21 protein-coding genes are annotated in these 22,239 nt (G+C 73.4%); 13 read left to right on the top strand and 8 right to left on the bottom strand.

Annotated features, from left to right (window positions below; translation table 11 throughout):
- The first annotated feature begins 13 nt into the window (after nucleotides 1-13).
- From hisG to ACFYXA_RS33055, 4 genes are all read left to right on the top strand, one after another.
- A complete protein-coding gene (hisG, locus tag ACFYXA_RS33040) occupies nucleotides 14-868 on the top strand; it encodes an ATP phosphoribosyltransferase (RefSeq protein WP_352248087.1) in 855 nt (284 codons plus the stop codon).
- A 19-nt stretch (nucleotides 869-887) separates the two neighbouring features.
- Nucleotides 888-1,355, top strand: a complete 468-nt coding sequence (locus ACFYXA_RS33045; protein ID WP_352248089.1) for a PH domain-containing protein — start codon at nucleotides 888-890, stop codon at nucleotides 1,353-1,355.
- 200 nt (nucleotides 1,356-1,555) lie between these two features.
- A complete protein-coding gene (locus ACFYXA_RS33050; RefSeq protein ID WP_351097373.1) occupies nucleotides 1,556-2,881 on the top strand; it encodes a hemolysin family protein in 1,326 nt (441 codons plus the stop codon).
- Nucleotides 2,878-3,933: a hemolysin family protein gene (locus tag ACFYXA_RS33055; RefSeq protein WP_352248093.1), complete on the top strand. Its 1,056-nt coding sequence runs from the start codon at nucleotides 2,878-2,880 to the stop codon at nucleotides 3,931-3,933. Before ACFYXA_RS33050 ends, ACFYXA_RS33055 begins: the two co-directional genes overlap by 4 nt.
- 67 nt (nucleotides 3,934-4,000) lie before the next feature.
- Here the strand turns inward: ACFYXA_RS33055 and ACFYXA_RS33060 are convergent, their stop codons facing one another.
- Together ACFYXA_RS33060 and ACFYXA_RS33065 are read right to left on the bottom strand one after the other, a co-directional pair.
- Nucleotides 4,001-5,866 carry an AAA family ATPase gene (locus ACFYXA_RS33060; RefSeq protein WP_389039869.1) on the bottom strand — a complete coding sequence of 622 codons (1,866 nt, stop codon included), beginning with the start codon at nucleotides 5,864-5,866 and terminating at the stop codon, nucleotides 4,001-4,003.
- Between the two features lie 433 nt (nucleotides 5,867-6,299).
- On the bottom strand, nucleotides 6,300-6,920 hold the full coding sequence (locus ACFYXA_RS33065; protein ID WP_389039947.1) for a uridine kinase: 621 nt from the start codon (nucleotides 6,918-6,920) through the stop codon (nucleotides 6,300-6,302).
- 240 nt (nucleotides 6,921-7,160) lie between these two features.
- On the opposite strand from ACFYXA_RS33065, the gene ACFYXA_RS33070 reads away from it, so the two are divergent.
- The 4 genes from ACFYXA_RS33070 to ACFYXA_RS33085 all read left to right on the top strand — a co-directional run bounded on the left by ACFYXA_RS33070 (nucleotide 7,161) and on the right by ACFYXA_RS33085 (nucleotide 11,000).
- Nucleotides 7,161-8,597: a peptidase C39 family protein gene (locus ACFYXA_RS33070; RefSeq protein ID WP_389039872.1), complete on the top strand. Its 1,437-nt coding sequence runs from the start codon at nucleotides 7,161-7,163 to the stop codon at nucleotides 8,595-8,597.
- Nucleotides 8,598-8,791: 194 nt separating this feature from the next.
- Complete coding sequence (locus ACFYXA_RS33075) at nucleotides 8,792-8,935, top strand: SCO1431 family membrane protein (protein WP_130444595.1); 144 nt, start codon at nucleotides 8,792-8,794, stop codon at nucleotides 8,933-8,935.
- A 107-nt stretch (nucleotides 8,936-9,042) separates the two neighbouring features.
- Nucleotides 9,043-9,708, top strand: coding sequence for a TetR/AcrR family transcriptional regulator (locus tag ACFYXA_RS33080; protein ID WP_389039877.1), 666 nt, complete (start codon nucleotides 9,043-9,045; stop codon nucleotides 9,706-9,708).
- A gap of 119 nt (nucleotides 9,709-9,827) precedes the next feature.
- Complete coding sequence (locus ACFYXA_RS33085; protein ID WP_389039880.1) at nucleotides 9,828-11,000, top strand: acyl-CoA dehydrogenase family protein; 1,173 nt, start codon at nucleotides 9,828-9,830, stop codon at nucleotides 10,998-11,000.
- 412 nt (nucleotides 11,001-11,412) lie between these two features.
- Here ACFYXA_RS33085 and ACFYXA_RS33090 read toward each other — a convergent pair whose 3' ends face one another.
- Nucleotides 11,413-11,850 carry a hypothetical protein gene (locus ACFYXA_RS33090; RefSeq protein ID WP_351097385.1) on the bottom strand — a complete coding sequence of 146 codons (438 nt, stop codon included), beginning with the start codon at nucleotides 11,848-11,850 and terminating at the stop codon, nucleotides 11,413-11,415.
- 275 nt (nucleotides 11,851-12,125) lie between these two features.
- Here ACFYXA_RS33090 and ACFYXA_RS33095 point away from each other — a divergent pair, with 275 nt between their 5' ends.
- From ACFYXA_RS33095 to fxsA, 4 genes are all read left to right on the top strand, one after another.
- Complete coding sequence (locus ACFYXA_RS33095) at nucleotides 12,126-12,566, top strand: Lrp/AsnC family transcriptional regulator (RefSeq protein ID WP_130444603.1); 441 nt, start codon at nucleotides 12,126-12,128, stop codon at nucleotides 12,564-12,566.
- A gap of 107 nt (nucleotides 12,567-12,673) precedes the next feature.
- Nucleotides 12,674-14,290 (top strand): amidohydrolase, encoded by a 1,617-nt coding sequence (locus ACFYXA_RS33100; RefSeq protein ID WP_389039883.1) that lies wholly within the window; start codon nucleotides 12,674-12,676, stop codon nucleotides 14,288-14,290.
- Between the two features lie 611 nt (nucleotides 14,291-14,901).
- Complete coding sequence (locus tag ACFYXA_RS33105) at nucleotides 14,902-15,786, top strand: polyprenol monophosphomannose synthase (RefSeq protein ID WP_389039886.1); 885 nt, start codon at nucleotides 14,902-14,904, stop codon at nucleotides 15,784-15,786.
- A 45-nt stretch (nucleotides 15,787-15,831) separates the two neighbouring features.
- The gene (fxsA, locus tag ACFYXA_RS33110) at nucleotides 15,832-16,371 is read left to right on the top strand and encodes an FxsA family membrane protein (RefSeq protein ID WP_389039889.1); all 540 of its coding nucleotides are present in this window, start codon (nucleotides 15,832-15,834) and stop codon (nucleotides 16,369-16,371) included.
- 110 nt (nucleotides 16,372-16,481) lie between these two features.
- Here fxsA and ACFYXA_RS33115 read toward each other — a convergent pair whose 3' ends face one another.
- The 3 genes from ACFYXA_RS33115 to ACFYXA_RS33125 all read right to left on the bottom strand — a co-directional run bounded on the left by ACFYXA_RS33115 (nucleotide 16,482) and on the right by ACFYXA_RS33125 (nucleotide 18,629).
- Nucleotides 16,482-16,856, bottom strand: a complete 375-nt coding sequence (locus tag ACFYXA_RS33115) for an RNA polymerase-binding protein RbpA (protein WP_020128921.1) — start codon at nucleotides 16,854-16,856, stop codon at nucleotides 16,482-16,484.
- A gap of 352 nt (nucleotides 16,857-17,208) precedes the next feature.
- Nucleotides 17,209-17,976 carry a glycerophosphodiester phosphodiesterase gene (locus tag ACFYXA_RS33120; RefSeq protein ID WP_352248110.1) on the bottom strand — a complete coding sequence of 256 codons (768 nt, stop codon included), beginning with the start codon at nucleotides 17,974-17,976 and terminating at the stop codon, nucleotides 17,209-17,211.
- The gene (locus ACFYXA_RS33125) at nucleotides 17,973-18,629 is read right to left on the bottom strand and encodes a YitT family protein (protein WP_389039894.1); all 657 of its coding nucleotides are present in this window, start codon (nucleotides 18,627-18,629) and stop codon (nucleotides 17,973-17,975) included. Before ACFYXA_RS33125 ends, ACFYXA_RS33120 begins: the two co-directional genes overlap by 4 nt.
- 99 nt (nucleotides 18,630-18,728) lie before the next feature.
- Between ACFYXA_RS33125 and ACFYXA_RS33130 the strand changes: the two genes are divergently transcribed.
- A complete protein-coding gene (locus tag ACFYXA_RS33130) occupies nucleotides 18,729-20,234 on the top strand; it encodes a PLP-dependent aminotransferase family protein (protein WP_352248114.1) in 1,506 nt (501 codons plus the stop codon).
- A 58-nt stretch (nucleotides 20,235-20,292) separates the two neighbouring features.
- On the opposite strand, the gene ACFYXA_RS33135 is transcribed toward ACFYXA_RS33130, so the two are convergent.
- A complete protein-coding gene (locus ACFYXA_RS33135; protein WP_389039898.1) occupies nucleotides 20,293-21,861 on the bottom strand; it encodes a hypothetical protein in 1,569 nt (522 codons plus the stop codon).
- A gap of 67 nt (nucleotides 21,862-21,928) precedes the next feature.
- Nucleotides 21,929-22,123 (bottom strand): hypothetical protein, encoded by a 195-nt coding sequence (locus ACFYXA_RS33140; protein ID WP_351097402.1) that lies wholly within the window; start codon nucleotides 22,121-22,123, stop codon nucleotides 21,929-21,931.
- Nucleotides 22,124-22,239 lie beyond the last annotated feature (116 nt).

Consider the following 22,239-nt stretch of genomic DNA (forward strand, 5'->3'; position numbering starts at 1 on the left):
GGAAGCCGACCCCATGCTGCGCATCGCCATCCCCAACAAGGGTTCCCTGTCCGGACCTGCGGGGGAGATGCTGCATGAGGCCGGCTACCAGCAGCGCCGCGAGTCCAAGGAACTGCGGATCGTCGACCCGGGCAACGAGGTCGAGTTCTTCTACCTCCGCCCCCGCGACATCGCCATCTACGTCTCCTCCGGCCGCCTCGACATCGGCATCACCGGCCGCGACCTGCTGATCGACTCCGGCGCCGAAGCCGAGGAGATCCTCCCCCTCGGCTTCGCCCGCTCCACCTTCCGCTACGCCACCAAGCCGGGCACCGCGAGCACCCTCGCTGACCTCAAGGGCAAGACGGTCGCCACCTCCTACGAGGGCATCGTCGCCAAGCACCTCGCCCAGGAGGGCATCGACGCCTCCGTCGTCCACCTCGACGGCGCCGTCGAGACCGCCATCGAACTGGGCGTCGCCGAGGTCATCGCCGATGTCGTCGAGACCGGTACCTCGCTGCGCAACGCGGGCCTGGAGGTCTTCGGCGAGCCCATCATGCAGTCCGAGGCCGTCGTGATCCGCCGCACCGGCGCCGAGCCCGACGAGGCCGAGCCCAAGGTGCAGCAGTTCCTGCGCCGCCTCCAGGGCGTCCTCGTCGCCCGGACGTACGTGATGATGGACTACGACTGCCGCGTTGAGCAGCTGGAGAAGGCCGTCGCGCTCACCCCGGGCCTGGAGTCGCCCACCGTCTCCCCGCTCCACAACGAGGGCTGGGTCGCCGTCCGCGCCATGGTCCCCGCCAAGGAGGCCCAGCGGATCATGGACGACCTCTACGAGATCGGCGCCCGCGCCATCCTCACCACGGCCATCCACGCCTGCCGTCTCTGACCCGGGGGATCACGCAGCGATGTCCGACCTGCCCGCCCTCCCCGTCACCTTCCGGCCCGGACGCACCCGTGTGGTGCTTCTCACGGCCGGAGCGGTGATCTTCGTCGTCATCTCCGGGATCGCACTGCTCCTTGAGCAGCTCGGCCCCGGCGAGCGGCTCAGCTTCATCGTCACCGGCGGCATCGTCTTCTGGGTGCTGGCCCAGCTCGCCCGGGTACGGGTCGTCGCCGACGACACCGGCGTCACCGTCGTCAACATCGCGAGCAAGCGGCGTCTGGACTGGGCGGAGATCCTCCGGGTGAACCTCCGGCCGGGCGACCCCTGGGTGTTCCTCGACCTCAGCGACGGCACCAGCCTGCCCGCGCTCGGCATCCAGCCCGGCATCGCCAAACAGCAGGCCATCGCCGACGCGCGCGCCCTGCGCGCCCTCGTGGAGAACCGCTCCGTCCGCGACCCCGAGCCCGGCCCGGGGAAGGATCAGGGCTGACTCGGGGCCGCCCGCCCTGCCGCAAAAGCGCCTGTCTTGATTAATCTGGTGACGGATGCGTTCCCCTTTCGCCTCCACCCCTGTGGCGCCCGGCCGGGTGCACAGGGGTTCCTGCTAACCGAGGAGTGACCCTCTCCGGCGATGGACGGTTCGTCCTGTAGTACCTGCGCCGCCCCCTCCGACGTGGAGGCGGCGGCATCATGACAACGCCCCTGCTGCTCCTGGCAGCCGCGTTCCTGCTCATTCTCGCCAACGGGTTCTTCGTGGCCGCCGAGTTCGGCCTGGTCACCGTGGAGCGCCCGGACGCCGAGAAGGCCGCCGCCGAAGGCGACCGACGGGCCCGCACGGTCGTCGAGTCGCTCAAGGAGCTGTCCTTCCAGCTCTCCGGCACCCAGCTCGGCATCACCATCACCTCGCTCGTCGTCGGCATGCTCGCCGAACCCGCGCTCGCCGAGCTGCTCGACGGCCCCGTCACCGCCGTCGGCGTCCCCGAGGGCGCCGTCTCCGGTGTCGCCGTCGCCGTCGGCATGCTGCTGGCGTCCGCCGTGCAGATGGTGATCGGCGAGCTCGTGCCGAAGAACTGGGCGGTGTCCAAGCCGATGCAGGTCGCGCGTTTCGTCGCGGGCCCGCAGCATGTCTTCGCCCGGCTCTTCCGCCCGGTCATCGCCGGCCTCAACGCCGTCGCCAACCGGCTGGTGCGCGCCCTGGGCGTCGAGCCCGCCGAGGAGCTGGCCTCCGCCCGCACCCCCGGCGAGCTCGTCTCCCTTGCCCGCCACTCCGCCCGGGCCGGCGCCCTCGAACAGGACACCGCCGACCTCTTCGTGCGGACCCTGTCCCTGGCCGAGCTGACCGCGCAGCACGTGATGACCCCGCGCGTGAAGGTCAGCGCCCTCCAGGCGTCGGCCACCGCCGAGGACGTGGTCAACCTGACCCGCGCCACCGGCCTGTCCCGCTTCCCCGTCTACCGCGAGAAGATCGACGAGATCGTCGGCATGGCTCACCTCAAGGACGCCCTGGCCGTCCCCGTCCAGGACCGGCTGCGCACCCCCGTGGGCCGCATCGCCCGCCCGGCGCTGCTCGTCCCCGAGACCCTTCCCGTCCAGCCGCTGCTGGCCCGGCTGCGCAGCGAGCAGCCCATCGCCGTCGTCGTCGACGAGTACGGCGGCACGGCCGGCGTGGTGACCCTGGAGGACATCGTCGAGGAGATCGTCGGCGAGGTCCGCGACGAGCACGACGGGCTGGACACGCCCGAACTCGCCCCCGTGCCGCCCGAGGACGGCAGGCCCGCCTGGGACGTCGACGGCAGCTGCCGCGTCGACACCCTGCGGCGCATAGGCCTGGACGCGCCCGAGGGACCGTACGAGACGGTCGCCGGGCTCGTCGCCGACCTGCTCGGCCGGATCCCCGCCGTCGGCGACCGGGCCGAACTGCCCGGCTGGCGGCTGTCGGTGCGCCGCGTCGGCCACTACCGGGCCGAACGGGTCCGCCTGGTGCGCACCGGCGTGGCCGTGGAGGCCGCCCGATGAGCGTCCTCCAACTCGTCTTCGCAGGCCTCCTCGTGCTCGCGAACGGCTTCTTCGTCGGCGCCGAGTTCGCGCTCGTCTCGGTGCGCCGCAGCCAGATCGAACCCCTCGGCACCGCCCGCTCCCGTCAGGTCCTCCACGGCCTGGAGCGCCTGCCGCAGATGATGGCCGCCGCCCAGTTCGGCATCACCGTCTGCTCGCTCACCCTGGGCGCGGTCGCCGAACCGACGGTGGCGCACCTGCTGGAACCCGTCTTCGAGTGGATCCACCTGCCGCAGGGCGTGATCCACCCGCTGACCTACGTCATCGCCCTCGCGGCCGTGGTCTTCTTCCACCTCGTCATCGGCGAGATGGTCCCGAAGAACCTCGCCATGGCCGCCCCGGAGAAGACCGCGCTGTGGCTCAGCCCCGGCCTGGTCTGGTTCGCGCGTCTGTGCCGGCCCATCACCGTCGCCCTCGGCGCCTGCGCCCAGGCCGTGCTGCGGCTCTTCCGCGTGGAGCCGAAGGACGAGATCGAGGCCGTCTTCACCAGCGAGCAGCTCAACCGGCTGGTGGAGGACGCCGGCCAGGCGGGCCTGCTCGACCCGGAGGAGCAGGAGCGGCTGGAGGACGCCCTGGAGCTGGGCTCCCGCCCGGTGACGGACGTGCTGCTGAAGCGCGAGTCCCTGGTGACGGTCAGCCCGTCGGTCACCCCCGGCGAGATTGTCCGGCTGACCGCCCGCACCGGCTACTCCCGCTTCCCCGTCGGCGCGGGCAACGGCGCCTTCATGGGCTACCTGCACGTGAAGGACGTCCTCGACCTGGAGGAGTCCGACCGGGCCGTGCCCCAGCAGGTGTGGCGCCCGATGACGACGCTCCGCCCGGACCTGCCGCTCGACGACGCGCTGACCGTCATGCGCCGGGCGGCCACCCACCTGGCGCAGGTGGTGGACGGCTCGGGCAAGGTCCTGGGCCTGGTGGCCCTGGAGGACGTACTCGAACTGCTGGTCGGCGAGGTACGCGACCCGGCCCACCGCTCCGCCCCCGGCGTCCCCGAGGTGGTGATGGCGACGTAGTGCCCCGGCAGGAGAGCGTGTCAGGTGTGTCGCCCTGAGAGGCGGCTGCCCGCGGGGCCCTTCCGGCTCACATCCCCGGAGGGTCCTGCGGGCCCCGGCCCGACAGCACCTCTCCGTACGCCTGCATCAGGTCCGGCAGCCGCAGAGTCGACAAGTCGTCCCGCGACAGCGTCCCCGGGTAGACCGACAGCCGCAGATCCCGGTAGGCGCAGCTCTTCTCGTACAGCGTGCGCAGGAACCGCCCGTTCCCCAACTCGTCGATCCACCCCTGGTCGACGACGTGTCCCGCGATGGACCGCAGCTCCTCCAGCGCCTCCTCGTCCCACACGTCGCCGTTCTCCGCGGCGAGCACCTCGCCGATCGAGGTCAGCTCCAGCGGCCGGTACGACGGGAAGTCGACCCGCGTCGTGAAGCGGGACGACAGGCCCGGGTTCGCGGCCAGCAGCCGGTCCATCCCCTCCGGGTAGCCGGCCAGGATCACCACCAGGTGGTCCCGGTTGTCCTCGGCCCGCTTCAGCAGCACCTGCAGCGCCTCGTCCCCGTACGCGTCGCCCTTGCCGTAGCCGGAGTTCGACAGTGAGTACGCCTCGTCGACGAAGAGCACCCCGCCGAGCGCGGAGTCGATCAGCTCGTTGGCCTTCACCGCCGTCTGCCCGAGGTACTCGCCGACCAGATCGGCCCGCTGCGCCTCCACCAGGTGGTCGCCGCCCAGCAGTCCGAGGGCGTAGAAGACCCGGCCGAGGATGCGGGCCACCGTGGTCTTGCCGGTGCCGGACGGGCCGGAGAAGACGAAGTGCCGCTTCGGAGGCTGCACCGGGAGCCCCTGCCCGGCCCGCAGCCGCGCCATGTTGAGCTGCGCCGACAGGGCCTTGACCTGACGTTTCACCGGCTCCAGGCCCACCATGCGCTCCAGCTCGGCGAGCGCCTCCTGCAGCAGGGCCGGGTCGGTGGGGCCGGCGGGCAGGGTCGTGGCCCCGAGCGTCCTCGCGCGCACCGCCGGGTCGACCGCCGACGGCAGCGGCCCGGCCGGCGGCAGATCGGCGGGCTCGGGGAGCCTGAGGTCCCGGCCCTCCGTGCCGAACAGCGGGTCCAGGGCGTCCGGCCCGTCCCCGGCGTCCTGGCCGGCGCCGGTCAGCGCGATCGCCGCGAAGTCGGCGGGGTCGTCGTAGCCGTCGCCCTCGGCGATCGCGGCCAGCCGGGCCGAGGTGTCCATGAACGCGGGGTCCACGCGGTGCACGGCCCGGTAGAGGGGGAGGGCGGCGGCGGAACGGCCGGTGCCCTCATGGGCGCGGGCCAGCCAGTACCGCAGCTCCTTGCGCTGCGGCTGCTCGCTGCGGCAACGCATCAGCGCCGCCGAGAGCAGGGGCTCCGCCTGCCCGTACATCTCCAGGCGGACCCGGGCCATGCCGCCGAACAGGCCCGCCTCGATGCCCAGCAGCGGGTCGTCGATCAGCGGGTCGGTGTGCCGGGCGAGCTGCTCCCAGTCCTTGACCAGATAGGCGCGGCAGGCGTGCAGGAAGCGGACCTGGTGGTCGGTGTCGACGGGCGGGAGTCCCGCGAGCGCCCGGTCCAGCTCGGGCACATGGCGGCCGTCCAGCCAGTGCGAGGCGTGCGCCAGAAGCAGGTCGCGGGGACTCTCCAGCACCGGTTGCACCCACCAGCCCAGCCAGTACCAGGAGTTGAGCGTCCGGCGGTGCCGGGTGCGCTGTTCGCCGAAGCGGTCGCGGTGACGGAACATCCGCAGCAGCGCGGTCGTGGTGTCGACGCGCAGCGCGTGCAGGCCCAGCCAGCCGTCGGCCATGCCGGGGTCCATGCGCACGGCGGCCCGGAACTCCTCCTCCGCCTGCGGATACGCGCCCATCGTGTAGGCGTCCACGCCGCGCAGCCAGGCCAGGTCGGCCGGGGCGTCGGGGCCTTGCGTGCCGAAGTCCATCACGTCCCCCACAGACCCTGCCCCCGTCGGTGTGCCGCCGGACCGTCGCCCGCCGGTGGTCGAACCACTGTGCCGCGGACCGGAGTTGGAAGGTGCTAGCGGCTTTCCCAGGTCGCACCGAGGGCATCGTACCCGCGCGGACGCGGCCCGCCGTAGGGTGCCGCACGGGCCGTCCGGCCAGGTGGGAGCAGAGGGGGCGCATGACAGCACGGTGACGCTGAGTGAGAGTCCGGCGTCACATCGCGCTCGCAGAGGGGCGCGGGAACGGGGCGCGGGCAGAACGAAGCCCCCGATCACGGGGGAACAACCGGGGGCTTCGCGTCCTTCGGGCGGCTTCGATTGCCGCACATTGAGAACGTAAGTCCTGCCCCGGCCACCGGTCAAGCGTCGTCGGAGCAGTTGGCCAAGTTCGAGCGCAAGTCCCTTCACAGGTTCACCACATCGAACGCGGGTCCTCACGGTGTGTGACATCGCGGTCCGGGCCAGACCGGGCTGCGGGCCCCGGCAGCACCTCGTATCCCTCGCCCAACTGCCGTACCAGCGCGTCGGCATGGGGACGCGAAGGGTCCTCGGCGACATGACGCAGTTCGGCCCGGACCCAGCCGTCCCAGAACTCCCGCTGCTCCTCTCCGTCACGTGCCCGCCCGCGCGCCCAGGCCTCCTCGGCAGGCATCTCCATCCACAGCAGCCGCGCCAGGTACGGCCGCAGCGCGCGACGGCCCGCGCCGACGCCCTCCATCAGGACCACGGGGGCCGGCGGCAGCGGCCGGGGCGGGGCGAAGCGGCGGGCGCGCCAGTCGTAGGGGGAGTAGTGCGCCGTCTCGCCCCGGCCGAGCGGCTCGATCACCTCGGCCATCAGACGCGGCGTCCACGCGAACAGCTCGTCATGGCTGGCGATGTCGTCGAGGTGCAGGACCGGCGCACCGCCGAGGGCCTCGGCCAGCCGGGCGGCGAAGGTGGACTTCCCCGATCCGGCGTGTCCGTCGACGCCCACGAGACGGACCGGACCGCAGGACGGCGGCAGCCGGCGGAGCCGGGCGGCGAGCTGGTGGATGACGGCTCCAGAAGGGCTTGTCCGGTGGCGGGCCCGAGGGGGCGGGTGAGGTGGCGCGCCGGAGGGGCGTGCGGCGTGTGCGGGGCTTGTCCGGTGGCGTACGAGTCTATTCGGTCGCTCCTCGCCGGACGGGCGGCGTGGCACGGGTGCGGGTGCTGGCGGGCCCGGGCGTCCGCGTTCATAGTGGGCGCACTACCGTCGTACCGGACCCGTCCCGCACCCCTGGGGAGTCTTCCGTCCATGAGCCGAGCCGAACAGCCGTTCAGCGGGACCGACCAGGGCCCCGGCGTGACCGACCAGCTCTCCCGTGCCGCCGACCGGCCCTCCCGCAGGTCCGTCCTCGCCGCCGCGGTCGTCGCCGCCGTGGCGGGCGGCTCCGGGTCCGCGGCGGCCGTCGACCCGGCCGGACCGGACACCGTGACGCCCGAAGCGACGGCGGCCCCCGCCCGCCCCGTCGACTACCGGGCCTGGACCACGTACGACGACTGGCGTTCCGGCGTCGCCCAGGGCGTCCGGGCCGTCGCGGGAGACCGGCCCGGAGTCGTGGTCGACACGCCGCTCGGCGTCGTGGACCACACCGACCCGCACACCGGGACCACCGCCCGCTGGGAGTACGCGACCTGGACGTCCCCCGTCCACCGGCTGCCCGTCCCCGCGACCGAGGCGATCGCCTCCTGGAACGCGAGCACCCCCGCCGGCACCTGGATCGCCGTCGAGTTCGAGGGCACGTACTCCGACGGCACGGAGACCCCCTGGTACGTGCTGGGCCGATGGGCGTCCGGCGACCAGGACGTCAAGCGGGCCTCGGTGGGCGGGCAGAGCGACGGCAAGAGCACCGTCTGGACGGACACCGTGGCGATCGACGACGCCTCCGGCGGCCTGCGCCTCGTCACGTACCGGCTGCGCCTGACCCTCTACCGCCGGCCCGGCGCGCAGACCACCCCGACGGTGTGGCGGATCGGCGCGATGGGCTCCGACGTCCCCGACCGCTTCACCGTCCCCGCCTCCGTGCCAGGCGTCGCCCGGGAGCTGGACGTGCCCCGCTACTCGCAGGAGACGCACGAGGGCCAGTACCCGGAGTACGACGACGGCGGCGAGGCGTGGTGCAGCCCCACCTCCTCGCAGATGATCATCGAGTACTGGGGCGGCCGCCTCACCCCCGGCCAGCTGGCCTGGGTGAACCCCTCCTACGCCGACCCCCAGGTCTGCCACGCGGCCCGGTACACCTACGACCACCAGTACGCCGGCTGCGGCAACTGGCCGTTCAACGCCGCCTACGCGGCCACCTTCGAGGGCCTCCAGGGCGTGGTGACCCGGCTCGGCTCGCTGACCGACCTGGAGACGCTGATCGCGGCCGGCATCCCGGCCATGACGTCGCAGTCCTTCATCGAGGAGGAGCTGACCGGCGCGGGTTACGGCACCGCCGGCCATCTGATGACCGTGATCGGCTTCACCGCGGACGGCGACGTGATCGCCAACGACCCGGCCTCGCCGACCAACGCGGCGGTGCGGCGCGTCTACCGGCGGCGGGAGTTCGAGAACGTGTGGCTGCGGACCAAGCGCCTCAACGCCGGCGGCAAGGTCGTCTCCGGCAGCGGAGGCGTCTGCTACCTCTACTTCCCGGCCCTTCCGACGGCGGCGCAGCGCACGGCGCTGGCGGCGGTCGGCGTGCGGTGACCTCGCGCGCGGCGGCCTCCGGCGCACATGGCCGGGGGCCGTTCCCGTGCGAGCCGCCGAGCCGCCGAGCCGCCGAGCTGTGTGATCTCGTGTGAGCAAGCTCTCTGCCGCAAAAGCCCTTTTCGGTGGCAAGGTGGACAGACCGAGTCCGGCACCCGCCCGCACCGCCAGCAGAGAGCCAGCGAAGAGACGCCATGACCGCACACATCGCGACCGCCCCCGCCCGAGCCCGCACCGGCGGACCTCAGGACGACGGCCCCAAGATCTTCGAACACGTCCTGGGGTGGACCCTCGTCGTGGTCCTCGCGATGCTCGTGGCCCAGCTCCAACTGGTCTGACACCGGCGCGGAGCGCCGCCCTCCGGCCGGTGACCGGTGTGACCTGACCCACGCTTCGACCTGACATACTGACGTCGTCCCGCCGACCGTTGGAGACCAGGGTCGAGTTGAATATCAGTCACCAGCGCGACGCCGCCCGTCCCCGGGCGCGCGGTACCGAGCGCTCACTCGCGCGTCGCGCCGAACTCATCGCCATCGGGCGGAAGTTGTTCGCCGACACGTCCTACGACGCACTCTCGATGGACGACATCGCCCGGCAGGCGCACGTCGCCAAGGGGCTGATCTACTACTACTTCCAGTCCAAGCGCGGCTATTACCTGGCGATCATCCAGGACTCCGTCGCCGAACTGGTCTCCTTCGCGGCGAGCGGCCGGGAGCTGCCCCAGCTCGACCGGGTGCACCGCACGATCGACAGCTATCTGCGCTTCGCCGAGGACCACCAGGCCTCCTACCGCACGATCGTGAGCGGCGGCGTCGGCTTCGACGCCGAGGTGCACGGCATCCGGGACGGCGTGCGCGAGGCCTTCGTGGTCACCATCGCCGAGGGCGCCTACGGCCGCTCCGACATCCCCTCGCTGCCCCGGATGGGCCTGCTCTCCTGGGTGTGCAGCGTGGAGGGGGCCACCCTCGACTGGATCGACCGCCCCCGGGGGCTGACCCGCGACACCATGCGCGAACTCCTCGTGCGGACCCTGGGCGGCGCCCTGCGCGCGATCGAGGAACTCGACCCCGCCTTCCCCGCCCCGAAGGAGGCCCAGCGGGAGGACGCGTGAGACCGGGCCGCGCGGCCCGCGTGCGCTGACCGCCGTCGGCCCGTCCGCCCGTGCGGCGGCGACCGCCCGCGGGCATACTCACAGCGCGAGGCCGCCGGCCGGCGAGGAGAGGAGTCACCGTGCCCGATCACTTCCCGCCGCCGGTGGACCGGCCGCTTCCGACCGACGAGGCCCGTGACCTGCTCGCACTCGTCCGTGACATCGCACGCCGCGAGATCCTCCCGACGGCCGCCGAGGACGAGGAGGCCGGCCGCTTCCCGCGCGAGCTGTTCACCCTGCTGTCCGAAGCGGGCCTGCTGGGGCTGCCGTACGACTCCGCCCACGGCGGCGGCGACCAGCCCTACGAGGTCTACCTCCAGGTCCTTGAGGAGCTCGCCGCCGCCCGCCTCACCGTCGGTCTCGGCATCAGCGTCCACACCCTGGCCGCCTACCCGCTCGCTGCCCACGGCACCGAGGAGCAGCGGGCCGCGTACCTGCCCGCGGTGCTCGGCGGCGGGCTCCTCGGCGCGTACTGCCTCTCCGAGCCCGCCTCCGGCTCGGACGCCGCCTCCCTGCGCACCCGCGCGGTGCGCGACGGCGACACCTGGGTGATCACCGGCGCCAAGGCCTGGACGACGCACGGCGGCATCGCCGACTTCTACACGGTCATGGCGCGCACCGGCGGCGAGGGCCGGCGCGGGATCACCGTGTTCCTGGTGCCGGGCGACGCCGACGGGCTGAGCGCCGCGCCGCCCGAGCGGAAGATGGGACTGAAGGGCTCACCCACCGCGCAGCTCCACTTCGACGGCGTGCGCGTCCCGGACGCGCGGCGCGTCGGCGAGGCCGGTCAGGGCTTCGCGATCGCCCTGGCCGCGCTCGACTCCGGCCGGCTCGGCATCGCCGCCTGCGCGGTCGGGGTGGCTCAGGCGGCACTCGACGAGGCGGTCGCCTACGCCCGGGACCGGCGGCAGTTCGGCAGGCCCGTCGCCGACTTCCAGGGGCTGCGCTTCCTGCTCGCCGACATGGCGACCCGGATCGAGGCCGGCCGTGCCCTGTACCTGGCGGCGGCGCGGCTGCGGGACGCCGGCCGGCCGTTCGCGGCGCAGGCGGCCATGGCCAAGCTGCACTGCACCGACGCCGCGATGCGGGTCACCACCGACGCCGTCCAGGTCCTCGGCGGCTACGGCTACACCGCCGACTTCCCCGTCGAGCGCTATCTGCGCGAGGCCAAGGCGCTGCAGATCGTGGAGGGCACGAACCAGATCCAGCGCATGGTCATCGCACGTCACCTAGTGGGTCCGGAGACCCGCTGAACTGCCCCGGCCGCACCAGCGGGGCCACCAGCCGCACCCACTCCGGGTCGTGCCGCCCGGGCAGCGTGCGGCCCCGCTCGGCCCACACCCGGATCAGGTCACGGTAGATCGGCGGGTCCTGCGCGGCCGGCGGAGCCGGTGGGACCGCTCCTGCCGGCGCGGGGACGAACAGCTGGCGGTGCCGCCCGGGTGCCGCCGTGTGGGTGGGGGTCATACCAGGGCAACGCGCACCCTCGGCTCCAGGTCACGGCTCGTCAGCCGGGGAAGGCCCGCTTTCCCCCGGGGGCCGGTCGCCGCACCGGGGCCGCCGTCCAAGACGGCCGCGGGCATGCCGGTCCCGCACCACGGCGGTCCGCGGATGCCGTGGCCCGGGGCGAGGGCGGCAGTCGAGTCGGCCGGACGGGCCAGGAACTCAGGCGGCCTGGCGGCGCAGCACCTGTACGCGCATGGGGCGCGAGCCCGGGCCGCCGACGTGCGAGAAGGGCTGCGTACGCCAGTCGAGCCCCTGAGGGAGCGTCAACAGCAGCGCGGTGTCCTGCTCCTGAGGCTCCGCCGACGCATCCGCCGGGCGGGCCTCGGCCGCCGCGCGTCCCGTGCCGGCGCAGACCGTGAGCCCGAAGGGGTTCCACGGCGAGGCGCACAGCGCGTGCTCCGGCAGGACCTCCTCGTCCGCCAGCAGCGCGATGGGCTGCGCGCAGTCCGGGCAGATCACCCGGTACATCTCGAAGGTGTCGTAGGCGTCGAACTCGTCGGCCAGGTCGTCGGGTTCGACGCCCTCCGGCTCGGGTTCGACGGCGACCGGCTGGAGCCGCTTGGGCGCGGTGCGACCAGGGCGCTTAAGACTCTGCATGGGATTCTCCCCCTAGGGCTGGGCCGTGACGGCACTGCGGCCTCGACCACAGCAAGCACTTCCCTGCACGTCTCGGCGGTAACCACGAGGAACTCACGTACCGTCGGCGTACGCTGTGGCGTTCGTCACATGCCAAACGCAGATGCCCGTCCCCGCGTCCCTCCACATGCCCCGCCCGCGTCTCCCGCACACCCCCGCGTTCCGTCCCGAACCCGCGTATGACCTGGGCTGCATAGGTATACGCGGAGATCGGGCGCACTGTAGGTTCTTGCGCCATGGAGGAGCTGGACCGACAGATCGTGCAGCTGCTCGTCAAGGACGGGCGGATGAGTTACACCGACCTGGGCAAGGCCACGGGCCTGTCCACGTCGGCCGTGCACCAGCGGGTGCGCCGGCTGGAGCAGCGCGGCGTCATCCGCGGCTACGCGGCCGTGGTGGACCCGGAGGCGGTCGGGCTGCCCCTGACGGCCTTCATCTCGGTGAAACCGTTCGACCCCAGCGCGCCCGACGACATCGCCGACCGGCTCTCCGGCGTGCCCGAGATCGAGGCCTGCCACAGCGTGGCCGGCGACGAGAACTACATCCTCAAGGTGCGGGTGGCCACCCCGCACGAACTGGAGGAGCTGCTGAGCCGGCTGCGCGCCCTCGCGGGCGTCTCCACTCGTACGACGGTCGTCCTGTCCACGCCGTACGAGGCCCGGCCGCCGCGGATATGACGACGCCCGGCCGCCCGGGTCCGGCAGGCCCGGCGGGCGGACCGGCCGGGCGCGCCCGACGGGGCCCGTGTGCGGGGCGGGCCCGGCGAGGCGCGAGACTGGTGCCCATGAGTGAGCGCACCCCCGAGCCGAAGACCGTCCTGCTCCGCCGTGGAGAGGTCCACAGCCCCGCCGACCCGTTCGCGACCGCGATGGTCGTCGAGCGCGGCCAGGTCGCCTGGGTCGGCTCCGAGGGCGCTGCCGACGCCTTCGCCGACGGCGTCGACGAGGTGGTCGACCTGGACGGCGCCCTCGTCACCCCGGCCTTCACCGACGCCCATGTGCACACCACCGCCACGGGCCTCTCCCTGACCGGCCTCGACCTGTCGACCGCGCCCGACCTGACGACGGCCCTCGCCCGGGTACGCGACTTCGCCGCGGCCAGGCCGGGTGACAAGGTGCTGCTCGGTCACGGGTGGGACGCCTCCCGCTGGCCCGGCGGCCGCCCCCCGACGCGCGCGGAGCTCGACGAGGCGGCCGGCGGCCGGCCCCTCTACCTGTCCCGCATCGACGTCCACTCGGCGGTCGTCACCACGGCCCTGCTGGACCTGGTCCCGAGCCTGGCCGCCCGTCCCGGCGACGGCCCGCTCACCGCCGACGCCCACCACGCCGTACGCGCCGCCGCGTTCGCGGCCGTGACGGCCGGGCAGCGCACCGAGGCCCAGCGCGCCGCCCTCGCTCACGCCGCCTCCCTCGGCATCGGCTCGGTGCACGAGTGCGCCGGACCCGAGATCTCCTCCGAGGACGACCTCACCGGCCTGCTGCGGCTCGCCGCCGAGGAGGAGGGCCCCCGGATCGTCGGCTACTGGGCCGAACAGGGCGCGGACGGCGTGGCGAAGGCGCGCGCCCTCGGCACCCTCGGCGCGGCCGGCGACCTCTTCGTCGACGGCGCCCTCGGCTCCCACACCGCCTGCCTGCACGCCCCGTACACCGACGCCGCCCACACCGGCAAGGCCTACCTCGACGCCCGCCAGGTCGCGGAGCACGTCGGCGCCTGCACCGAGGCCGGGCTCCAGGCGGGCTTCCACGCCATCGGCGACGCGGCCGTCACCGCCGTCGTCGAGGGCGTGCGGGCCGCCGCGGAGAAGGTGGGCCTCGCCCGGATCCGCGCCGCCCGGCACCGCGTCGAGCACGCCGAGATGCTCACCCCCGAAACCATCGCCGCGTTCGCCGAACTCGGCCTCACCGCCTCCGTCCAGCCCGCCTTCGACGCCCTGTGGGGCGGCGAGGACGGCATGTACGCCCAGCGTCTCGGCGTCGAACGGGCCCGCTCGCTGAACCCCTTCGCGGCCCTGCTGCGCGCCGGGGTGCCGCTCGCCTTCGGCTCCGACAGCCCCGTCACCCCGCTCGACCCCTGGGGCACGGTCCGGGCCGCCGCCTTCCACCGCACCCCCGAGCACCGCGTCTCCGTGCGCGCCGCGTTCACCGCCCACACCCGAGGCGGCTGGCGGGCGATCGGGCGCGACGACGCCGGCGTCCTGGTGCCCGGGGCGCCCGCGGACTACGCGGTGTGGCGCACGGACCACCTGGTCGTCCAGGCACCCGACGACCGGGTCGCCCGCTGGTCCACCGACCCCCGTTCCGGAACGCCCGGCCTGCCCGACCTCACCCCGGGCGCCGACCTGCCCGTATGCCTGCGCACGGTGGTCGCGGGACGGACGGTGTTCGTACGGCCGGGCGAGTGATCCGGCCGCGCGGAGCGGCGAAGATCACCCGTCCGCGCACCGCCCCGCGGACCCCGCCGCCTCCGCGCTGACCAGCGCTTTGACCGAAGACCCGCAGGTAGGGCGGCTGTTGACAGCCGACGGCGGGGGGCCGGTAGGTTCGGCCGGGTCCACCACCGGACACCCCGCCGGCGAACGTTCACGCACTCGCCGCGGCGCCGCTGGGTCAGGGACGGTGCGCCACTCCGGGCCGCCGTCACTGGGAGCCAGGCTCAGCGCCCGCGCCGCGCGCGAGGGAACTTTCCGGCCGGTCGGGGAGGTGTGACCCGGGTGGGGCCCGGGCGCTCAGTAGACAACGGCTTTAGGTCGACCCGCAGCCAGCGGGCCCCAGGTCGGCCCGAAGGGCGCCGGGCCCCCATCCGCAGCGACGCGGCACACCGCGGGCTCACCCGTACGCGTACGCTCGGCCCCACGCGCTCCCTGGCGCGGAGCCAGGGCTTCCGAAGACGCCGAAAAAGACCTACTTACCCCGATCTTCGGAAAACGACACCACCTTATGAAAGGTCCCGCCATGTCATCGCAGGCGGCGGCCACTATGGTGGTCCCCTGCGTACGGACTCGAAGGGGCAGCAGTGAACGACGGCGACGGGACTCTCGCGGCACAGGACCGGGGGAGGAAGTTCGGCCCGCTCGGCCTGGCCTTGGTGATCATTCCGACCTACAACGAGGCGGAGAACATCAAGGCCATCGTCGGCCGGGTGCGCAAGGCCGTCCCCGAGGCCCACGTCCTCGTGGCCGACGACAACAGCCCCGACGGCACCGGCAAGCTGGCCGACGAGCTGGCCGCCGTGGACGACCACGTGCGCGTGCTGCACCGCAAGGGCAAGGAAGGCCTCGGCGCCGCCTACCTCGCGGGCTTCCGCTGGGGCCTGGACAACGGCTACGGCGTACTGATCGAGATGGACGCCGACGGCTCCCACCAGCCCGAGGAGCTGCCCCGGCTGCTCACCGCGCTCAAGGGCGCCGACCTGGTCCTGGGCTCCCGCTGGGTGCCGGGCGGCCGGGTCGTGAACTGGCCCAAGTCCCGCGAGATGATCTCCCGCGGCGGCAGCCTGTACTCGCGCCTCGCACTGGACCTCCCGCTGCGCGACATCACCGGCGGCTACCGCGCGTTCCGCCGCGAGACCCTGGAGGGACTCGGCCTCGACGGGGTCGCCTCCCAGGGCTACTGCTTCCAGGTCGACCTCGCCCGGCGCGCGGTCAAGGCCGGCTTCCACGTCGTCGAGGTGCCCATCACCTTCGTCGAGCGTGAACTCGGCGACTCCAAGATGAGCCGAGACATCCTCGTCGAGGCGCTGTGGCGCGTCACGGCGTGGGGCGTGGGCGAACGCGTCGGCAAGATCGCGGGCAAGTCCGCCAGAACCGGCAGGCCCGCCGTCCCGCAGCGTCCGCAGCCGTCGGCGAGCGACGAGACGAAGGACCCGGCGGCGTCCGAGAAGCCGCACAGCGACGGCTGATCGCCCCTTATGCCGCTCTGAGCCGGGTCCAGGCACACTGGACGCATGACGACTGGCGCTCCGACCCCCGCGTACTCCGTGCAGCAGCCCGTGCAGCAGCCCCGGCCCCGGCGCTCCCGGCTGCGGACGTTCCTGCCCCTGGGGTTCGCCGCATGGCTGGTGCTGGAGATCTGGCTGCTGTCCGTGGTCGCGAGCACGGCCGGCGGGTTCGCGCTCTTCGTACTGCTCCTCACCGGGCTCGTCCTCGGCGCGGTGGTGATCAAGCGGGCCGGCCGGCGCGCCTTCCACAACCTGAACGAGGCGATCCAGCGCGGCACGGCCCCCACCCGGGGCGGCGGCAACGGTCTGATGATGCTCGGCGGCCTGCTCCTGATGATCCCGGGCCTGGTGTCCGACGCGGCGGGCCTGCTCCTGCTGCTCCCGCCGGTCCAGAAGGCCGTCGGCCGCTACACGCAGCGCACCGTGGACCGCAAGCTGCGCGACGCCGGCTCGGGCGTCCTCGGCGACGCCTTCCAGCAGGCGCGCATCCACCGCCCGGACGGCAAGGTGGTCCAGGGCGAGGTCATCCGGGACGACATCCGCTGAATCCGGGGGCTCGCCCCTCCGGCCGAGCGGGCACACGACGACCGCGGGCGCCGCACACCTTTCGGATGTGCGGCGCCCGCGGTCGTTATGTCTTTCTTCCCGCCCCAGGGTCAGGCGGACTTGCGGCTGTCGCGGGGATGCACCGCCAGGTTCATCGCCCCGGACCGCAGAACGGCCAGCCGCTCCTCGAGGACCTCTTCGAGTTCCTCGCGGGTCCGCCGCTCCATCAGCATGTCCCAGTGCGTACGCGCGGGCTTGGCCTTCTTCTCCTCAGGGCCGTCGCCGTCCACGAGGAGTGCTGGGGCACCGCAGACCTTGCACTCCCACTCCGGCGGGATCTCCGCCTCGACCGAGAAGGGCATCTCGAAGCGGTGCCCCTTCTCGCATGCGTACTCCACGGCCTGGCGCGGGGCCAGGTCGATGCCGCGGTCCGTCTCGTAGCTGGTCACCACGAGGCGCGTGCCGCGAAGAGCTCGCTCACTCATGAATCGTGCCTCCCGGGCTTGTCGCCCACAGGACAGGTGTCGCTGTCGTCGTCATCCGGTCAACGTCCGGTCGGCGGTAAAGATTCCCGTTCCGTGTCCCGTTCCGGGTCATGCGTCGCCGTCGTAGCCGCAGCCTTGTCAACCATTGCAGTACCCACAGGCGCCCGGTTTGTCACATCTGAAAGCAGATGTCACCCAGCGTTTCGGCATCTTTGACGCGCGGTAACGGTACGCCGTGCAGGCCAAACGCGTACACTACCGCCCTTTGGCGTTGAGCGCTAAATCTTCTCGGGTACCGGTTTCCCCGCGCCGGTGATCGCATGCCGCGACGGCGGCCATGACGCAGCCCGGGTCAGGCCCACACGCCCCTCTCCCGCATGACCTCCCGCAGCGTGTCGATGTGGTCGGTCATGATGCCGTCGACGCCGAGATCCAGGAGCCGGTGCATCCGATCCGGTTCGTTGACCGTCCACACGTGCACGTGCAGCCCGCGCGCGTGGGCGGCGCGCACGAAACGGCGGTCCACGACCGGGATGCCCGAGCGGGTCTCGGGCACCTGCGCGGCCACCGCCGAGCGGCGCGGCGCCGTGGGCACGCCCCACGACCGCAGCCTGAGGCCGATCACGCCCCGGGTGCCGTACGAGGTCGCCAGGCGCGGTCCGCCCAGCCGCTGCGCGCGCAGCACCCGCGCCTCGGAGAAGGAGCCCACGCAGACCCGGTCCCAGGCGTCGGCCCGCGCGATCAGATCGAGCAGAGGGTGCAGCGCGGGCTCCGCCTTGAGATCGACGTTCCAGCGCACCTCGGGGAAGGTCTCCAGGAGTTCCTCGAAGAGGGGGACCGGTTCCGCGCCGCCCACGCGTGCGTGCCGCACCTCGGCCCAGGGCAGTTCGGCGATGCGGCCCGCCCCGTCGGTCACCCGGTCCAGCGTCGCGTCGTGGAAGGCGACCAGTCTGCCGTCCCGCGTGGTGTGCACGTCGGTCTCCATGTAGCGGTAGCCCGCCTCGGCCGCGCGCCGGAACTGCGCCACGGTGTTCTCCAGACCGTCCGCGGCCCCACCGCGGTGGGCGAAGGGGATGGGCCCCGGATGGTCGAGGTAGGGGTGGCGCAGGAGGACGGTCACGGACGCAGTATCGCTCCACGGGGTGACCCCGCGGCAATGATCGTGCTGCCGGCCGGTGCCGCGGGCACGTCGAACACCCGCAGGAAGAACTGCGCCAGCGGCCCGATCGACAGCGCGTACAGCAGGGTGCCGACGCCCACGGTGCCGCCGAGGAGGAAACCGGTCACCACGACGCTGATCTCGACGGCCGTGCGGATCATCCGGATCGAGCGGCCCGTCCGCCGGTGCAGTCCCGTCATCAGTCCGTCGCGCGGCCCCGGCCCGAAGCGCGCCGCGATGTAGCTGCCGGTCGCCGCGCCGTTCAGGACGACCCCCGCCACCAGCATGGGCACGCGCACGGACAGACCGTGCGCCTCGGGGATGACGGCGAGCGCCCCGTCCATCACGATCCCGATGACGATCACGTTGGACACCGTGCCGAGCCCCGGGCGCTGCCGCATCGGTATCCACGTGAGCAGCACGATCACGCCCACGATGATCAGGACGGTGCCGATGGACAGGCCGGTGTGCGCGGCGAGCCCCTGGTGGAGCACGTTCCACGGCTCCAGCCCCAGGCCGGACCGGACGAGCATGGCCGAGCTGATGCCGTAGAGCGCGAGGCCGGCGTACAGCTGGACCAGCCGTCGGGCGAGTTGGTGGCCGTTGCTGAACAAGTGGTCCCCCTGGTGGTGGTAGTGGCCTGACTCATGACACTCTGTGGCGGGGGAGGAAACTCCATCCATGGCCAATTCGGGGAAGGTGGACTGGTAATCATGGCGCAGTGGACCTCCGCGGTAGGGGCCGCGCAACTGGCGCGGCTGCTCAACTCCCAGCAGGACCGTCCGGCGGGCCCCGGCACGCGCCGCCCGCCCGCCTACCGCGCCCTCGCCGACGGCGTCCGGCTGCTGGTCCTGGAAGGACGCGTCCCGGTGGCGGCCCGGCTGCCCGCCGAGCGGGAGCTCGCCCTGGCGCTGTCCGTCAGCCGCACGACCGTCGCCGCCGCCTACGAGGCGCTGCGCGCGGAGGGCTTCCTGGAGTCCCGGCGCGGAGCGGGCAGCTGGACGGCCGTCCCGGCCGGGAACCCCGTCCCCGCGCGCGGGCTCGAACCCCTGCCGCCGGAGACCCTGGGCTCGATGATCGACCTGGGCTGCGCCGCTCTCCCGGCCCCCGAGCCGTGGCTCACCCGCGCCGTGCAGGGCGCGCTGGAGGAGCTGCCCCCCTACGCCCACACGCACGGCGACTACCCGGCGGGACTGCCCGCCCTGCGGGCGATGATCGCCGAGCGCTACACCGCGCGCGGGATTCCCACCATGCCCGAGCAGATCATGGTGACGACCGGCGCCATGGGCGCCATCGACGCGATCTGCCATCTGTTCGGCGGGCGGGGCGAACGCATCGCCGTCGAGTCGCCGTCGTACGCCAACATCCTCCAGCTGATGCGGGAGGCGGGGGCCCGGCTGGTCCCGGTCGCCATGGCGGAGGGGCTCACCGGGTGGGACATGGACCGCTGGCGGCAGGTCCTGCGCGAGGCCGCGCCACGCATCGCCTACGTCGTCGCCGACTTCCACAACCCCACCGGCGCCCTCGCCGACGAGGACCAGCGGCGGCGGCTCGTGGAGGCGGCCCGGTCGGCGGGGACGGTGCTGGTCGCCGACGAGACGATGAGCGAGCTGTGGCTCGACGACGAGGCGGCCGCCGCCATGCCGCGCCCGGTGTGCGGCTTCGACCCGGCCGGGTCCACGGTGATCACCGTCGGCTCGGCAAGCAAGGCCTTCTGGGCCGGGATGCGCATCGGCTGGGTGCGGGCGGCTCCCGACGTCATCCGCAGCCTGGTCGCCGCGCGCGCCTACGCCGACCTGGGCACTCCGGTGCTGGAGCAGCTGGCGGTGAACTGGCTGTTCAGCACCGGCGGCTGGGAGCAGGCCGTGGAGCTGCGGCGCGCTCAGGCCCGGGAGAACCGGGACGCGCTGGTCGCCGCGGTGCGGCGGGAGCTGCCGGACTGGGAGTTCGAGGTGCCCCAGGGCGGGCTGACGCTGTGGGTGCGGGCCGGCGGGCTGTCCGGGTCGCGGCTCGCCGAGGCGGGGGAGCGGGTCGGGGTCCGGGTGCCGTCCGGACCGCGCTTCGGGGTGGACGGCGCCTTCGAGGGCTATGTGCGGCTGCCGTTCACCGTGGGGGGCGCGGTGGCCGACGAGGCGGCGGCACGGCTGGCGGCGGCGGCCCGGATCGTGCAGAGCGGGGGGACGGCGGGCGGGGAGGCCCCGCGCACGTTCGTCGCGTAGACGGGGCCCGGCCCGGCCGGTGCGGCAAGGGTGCGGGCGGCAGGCCCCGCCCGTGTCCCTACGAGCTCTCCAGGGCCACGGCCTCCGCCGGGACCGGCAGGGCCTCGGCGTCCGCCGGGGTCGAGCGGGGCGGCAGCAGGTCGAGGACCGCCTGCCGGTGGCCGTCGCTCGTCGCGTCGTCGTAGGGGTCCGGGGTCGCCGGTACCTGGAGGCGGTGCACCGGTCCCGCGCCGAGCCGGGCGTAGCCGCGCCCGGGCGGGACGTCGTCGACGGGAGTGGTGTGCGCGGGCGCGCCGAGGATCGCCTCCAGCTGCCTGCCCGAGGCGGGCCCGAGGACGACACGCGCGCGCGTGTGCTGCCGTACCGCTTCGCTGAGGGCGTCCAGGTTGTCGAACTGCTCGGCCACGACCACCGTCACCGAGGCCGCGCGGCCGTGCCGCAGCGGGACCTGGAGGAATGCCTGCGGGTCCGCGCGGCCCTCCGCCTCAGCGAGGTGGCTGAACGCGGTGGGGCGGTCGAGGAGGATCCACAGCGGGCGCTTGACGTCGTCCGGCGGGGGGTTGCCCTCCTGGCGGGCCTGGTTCGCGGCGATCAGCCGGCGCTCCGTCTCCTGGGCGGCCCATTCCAGGCCGGCCAGCGCCCCGGCGAGTCCCACCTCGACGCCCAGGACGCCGTCCCGGCCGGCGAGACAGGCGTACTCGCCGGTGCCGCCGCCCTCGACGATCAGGACGTCCCCGTACTGGAGGGCCTGCAGGGCGAGGGAGCGCAGCAGGGTCGAGGTGCCGCTGCCGGGCCGGCCGACGGCCAGGAGGTGGGGCTCGGTGGAGCGGACGCCGGTGCGCCAGACGACGGGCGGGACGTCCCGCCGCTCCTCGCCGTGGCCGAGGGGCAGGGTGCGCAGGACGTGGGACGGGTCGGTGAAGCCCAGGACCGTCTCGCCGGGGGCGGTGACGAAACGCTGGGCGGCGATGTCGGTGGGGAGCGGGGCGAGGACGCGGAGGGTGAGTGTGTTGCCCTCCTCGTCCCAGTCGAAGAGGTACTCGCGGCCGCGGCCCGACTTGGAGGCGAGGAGGTGCTCCACGCGCGCGCGTGGCTCGGCCTCGCCGTCGGGGAAGTACGCCGGGTAGTGGACCTCGAGGTGGGCGACGCGGCCGGACCCGTCGAACTCGTACTCCGGGAAGGCCTTCTCCCAGTCGCCGCCGTGGGCGTACAGGGGAGCGGGGTCCTCGGCCGTCGAGAAGTACGGGACGAGGGCCTCGTACAGCGACCGGAGCCGCTGGGTCTGCGACTCGTCGGGGCCATCGGGGACCGGTGGGGTGCGGTCCCGGCCCTGCCAGGCTGCCGCCGCCATCAGGGTGATGACGGCGAGCAGCGGGCCGTAGGGGACGAGGGCCACCACCAGGACCACCGAGGCCGCCAGGAACAGCAGCGGGCCGCGCCGGTCCTTGGGTGTCTCGGCCCACTTGAGCCGCCCGGCCGCGGCCAGCCGGCGCAGACCGCGGGCGACGGTGATCAGCGGGTGCAGGATGTCGGTGGCGCTGTCCGCCGCCGTCCGGGCCAGCTCCCGGCTCCGGGCGATCTGCGCGCTGCCTGTGCTCAGGATGCGGGGGAGGGGGCGCCGGGCCACTGCGGTCTCCTGGAGGTGGGGGCGGACGGATCGGACGGCGGGGACGGGACGGCGGAACCGGGCGGCGTCAGAACTTGATGCCGCCCAGTAGTCCGGCCAGGCTCTCGCCGCCCGCCTTGATGCTGGGGGCGATGGCCGTGCTGGCCAGGTAGAAGCCGAACAGGGCCGAGACCAGGGCGTGCGACGCCTTCAGCCCGTCCTTGCGGAAGAACAGGAAGACGATGATGCCGAGCAGGACCACACCTGAGATGGACAGGATCATTTGGGCTCTCCTGGTTCGTGGGGACAGTCACCATGAGTACTTCCAGGATCACAGGATGTATCTATACGATTAAAGGTGCAACTGGGTGAATTCCGGGAGTTTTCGCCCGGTCGGCG

The sequence above is a fragment of the Streptomyces sp. NPDC002566 genome (assembly GCF_042889585.1).
GTDB lineage: Bacteria > Actinomycetota > Actinomycetes > Streptomycetales > Streptomycetaceae > Streptomyces.

Coding starts and splice junctions, on each gene's coding strand:
- ACFYXA_RS33115 (WP_020128921.1), bottom strand. CDS start 16,856: ATGAGTGAGCGAGCTCTTCGCGGCACGCGCCTCGTGGTGACCAGCTAC.
- hisG (WP_352248087.1), top strand. CDS start 14: ATGCTGCGCATCGCCATCCCCAACAAGGGTTCCCTGTCCGGACCTGCG.
- ACFYXA_RS33070 (WP_389039872.1), top strand. CDS start 7,161: ATGAGCCGAGCCGAACAGCCGTTCAGCGGGACCGACCAGGGCCCCGGC.
- ACFYXA_RS33090 (WP_351097385.1), bottom strand. CDS start 11,850: ATGCAGAGTCTTAAGCGCCCTGGTCGCACCGCGCCCAAGCGGCTCCAG.
- ACFYXA_RS33130 (WP_352248114.1), top strand. CDS start 18,729: ATGGCGCAGTGGACCTCCGCGGTAGGGGCCGCGCAACTGGCGCGGCTG.
- ACFYXA_RS33055 (WP_352248093.1), top strand. CDS start 2,878: ATGAGCGTCCTCCAACTCGTCTTCGCAGGCCTCCTCGTGCTCGCGAAC.
- ACFYXA_RS33100 (WP_389039883.1), top strand. CDS start 12,674: ATGAGTGAGCGCACCCCCGAGCCGAAGACCGTCCTGCTCCGCCGTGGA.
- ACFYXA_RS33140 (WP_351097402.1), bottom strand. CDS start 22,123: ATGATCCTGTCCATCTCAGGTGTGGTCCTGCTCGGCATCATCGTCTTC.
- ACFYXA_RS33050 (WP_351097373.1), top strand. CDS start 1,556: ATGACAACGCCCCTGCTGCTCCTGGCAGCCGCGTTCCTGCTCATTCTC.
- ACFYXA_RS33095 (WP_130444603.1), top strand. CDS start 12,126: ATGGAGGAGCTGGACCGACAGATCGTGCAGCTGCTCGTCAAGGACGGG.
- ACFYXA_RS33045 (WP_352248089.1), top strand. CDS start 888: ATGTCCGACCTGCCCGCCCTCCCCGTCACCTTCCGGCCCGGACGCACC.
- ACFYXA_RS33075 (WP_130444595.1), top strand. CDS start 8,792: ATGACCGCACACATCGCGACCGCCCCCGCCCGAGCCCGCACCGGCGGA.
- fxsA (WP_389039889.1), top strand. CDS start 15,832: ATGACGACTGGCGCTCCGACCCCCGCGTACTCCGTGCAGCAGCCCGTG.
- ACFYXA_RS33060 (WP_389039869.1), bottom strand. CDS start 5,866: ATGGACTTCGGCACGCAAGGCCCCGACGCCCCGGCCGACCTGGCCTGG.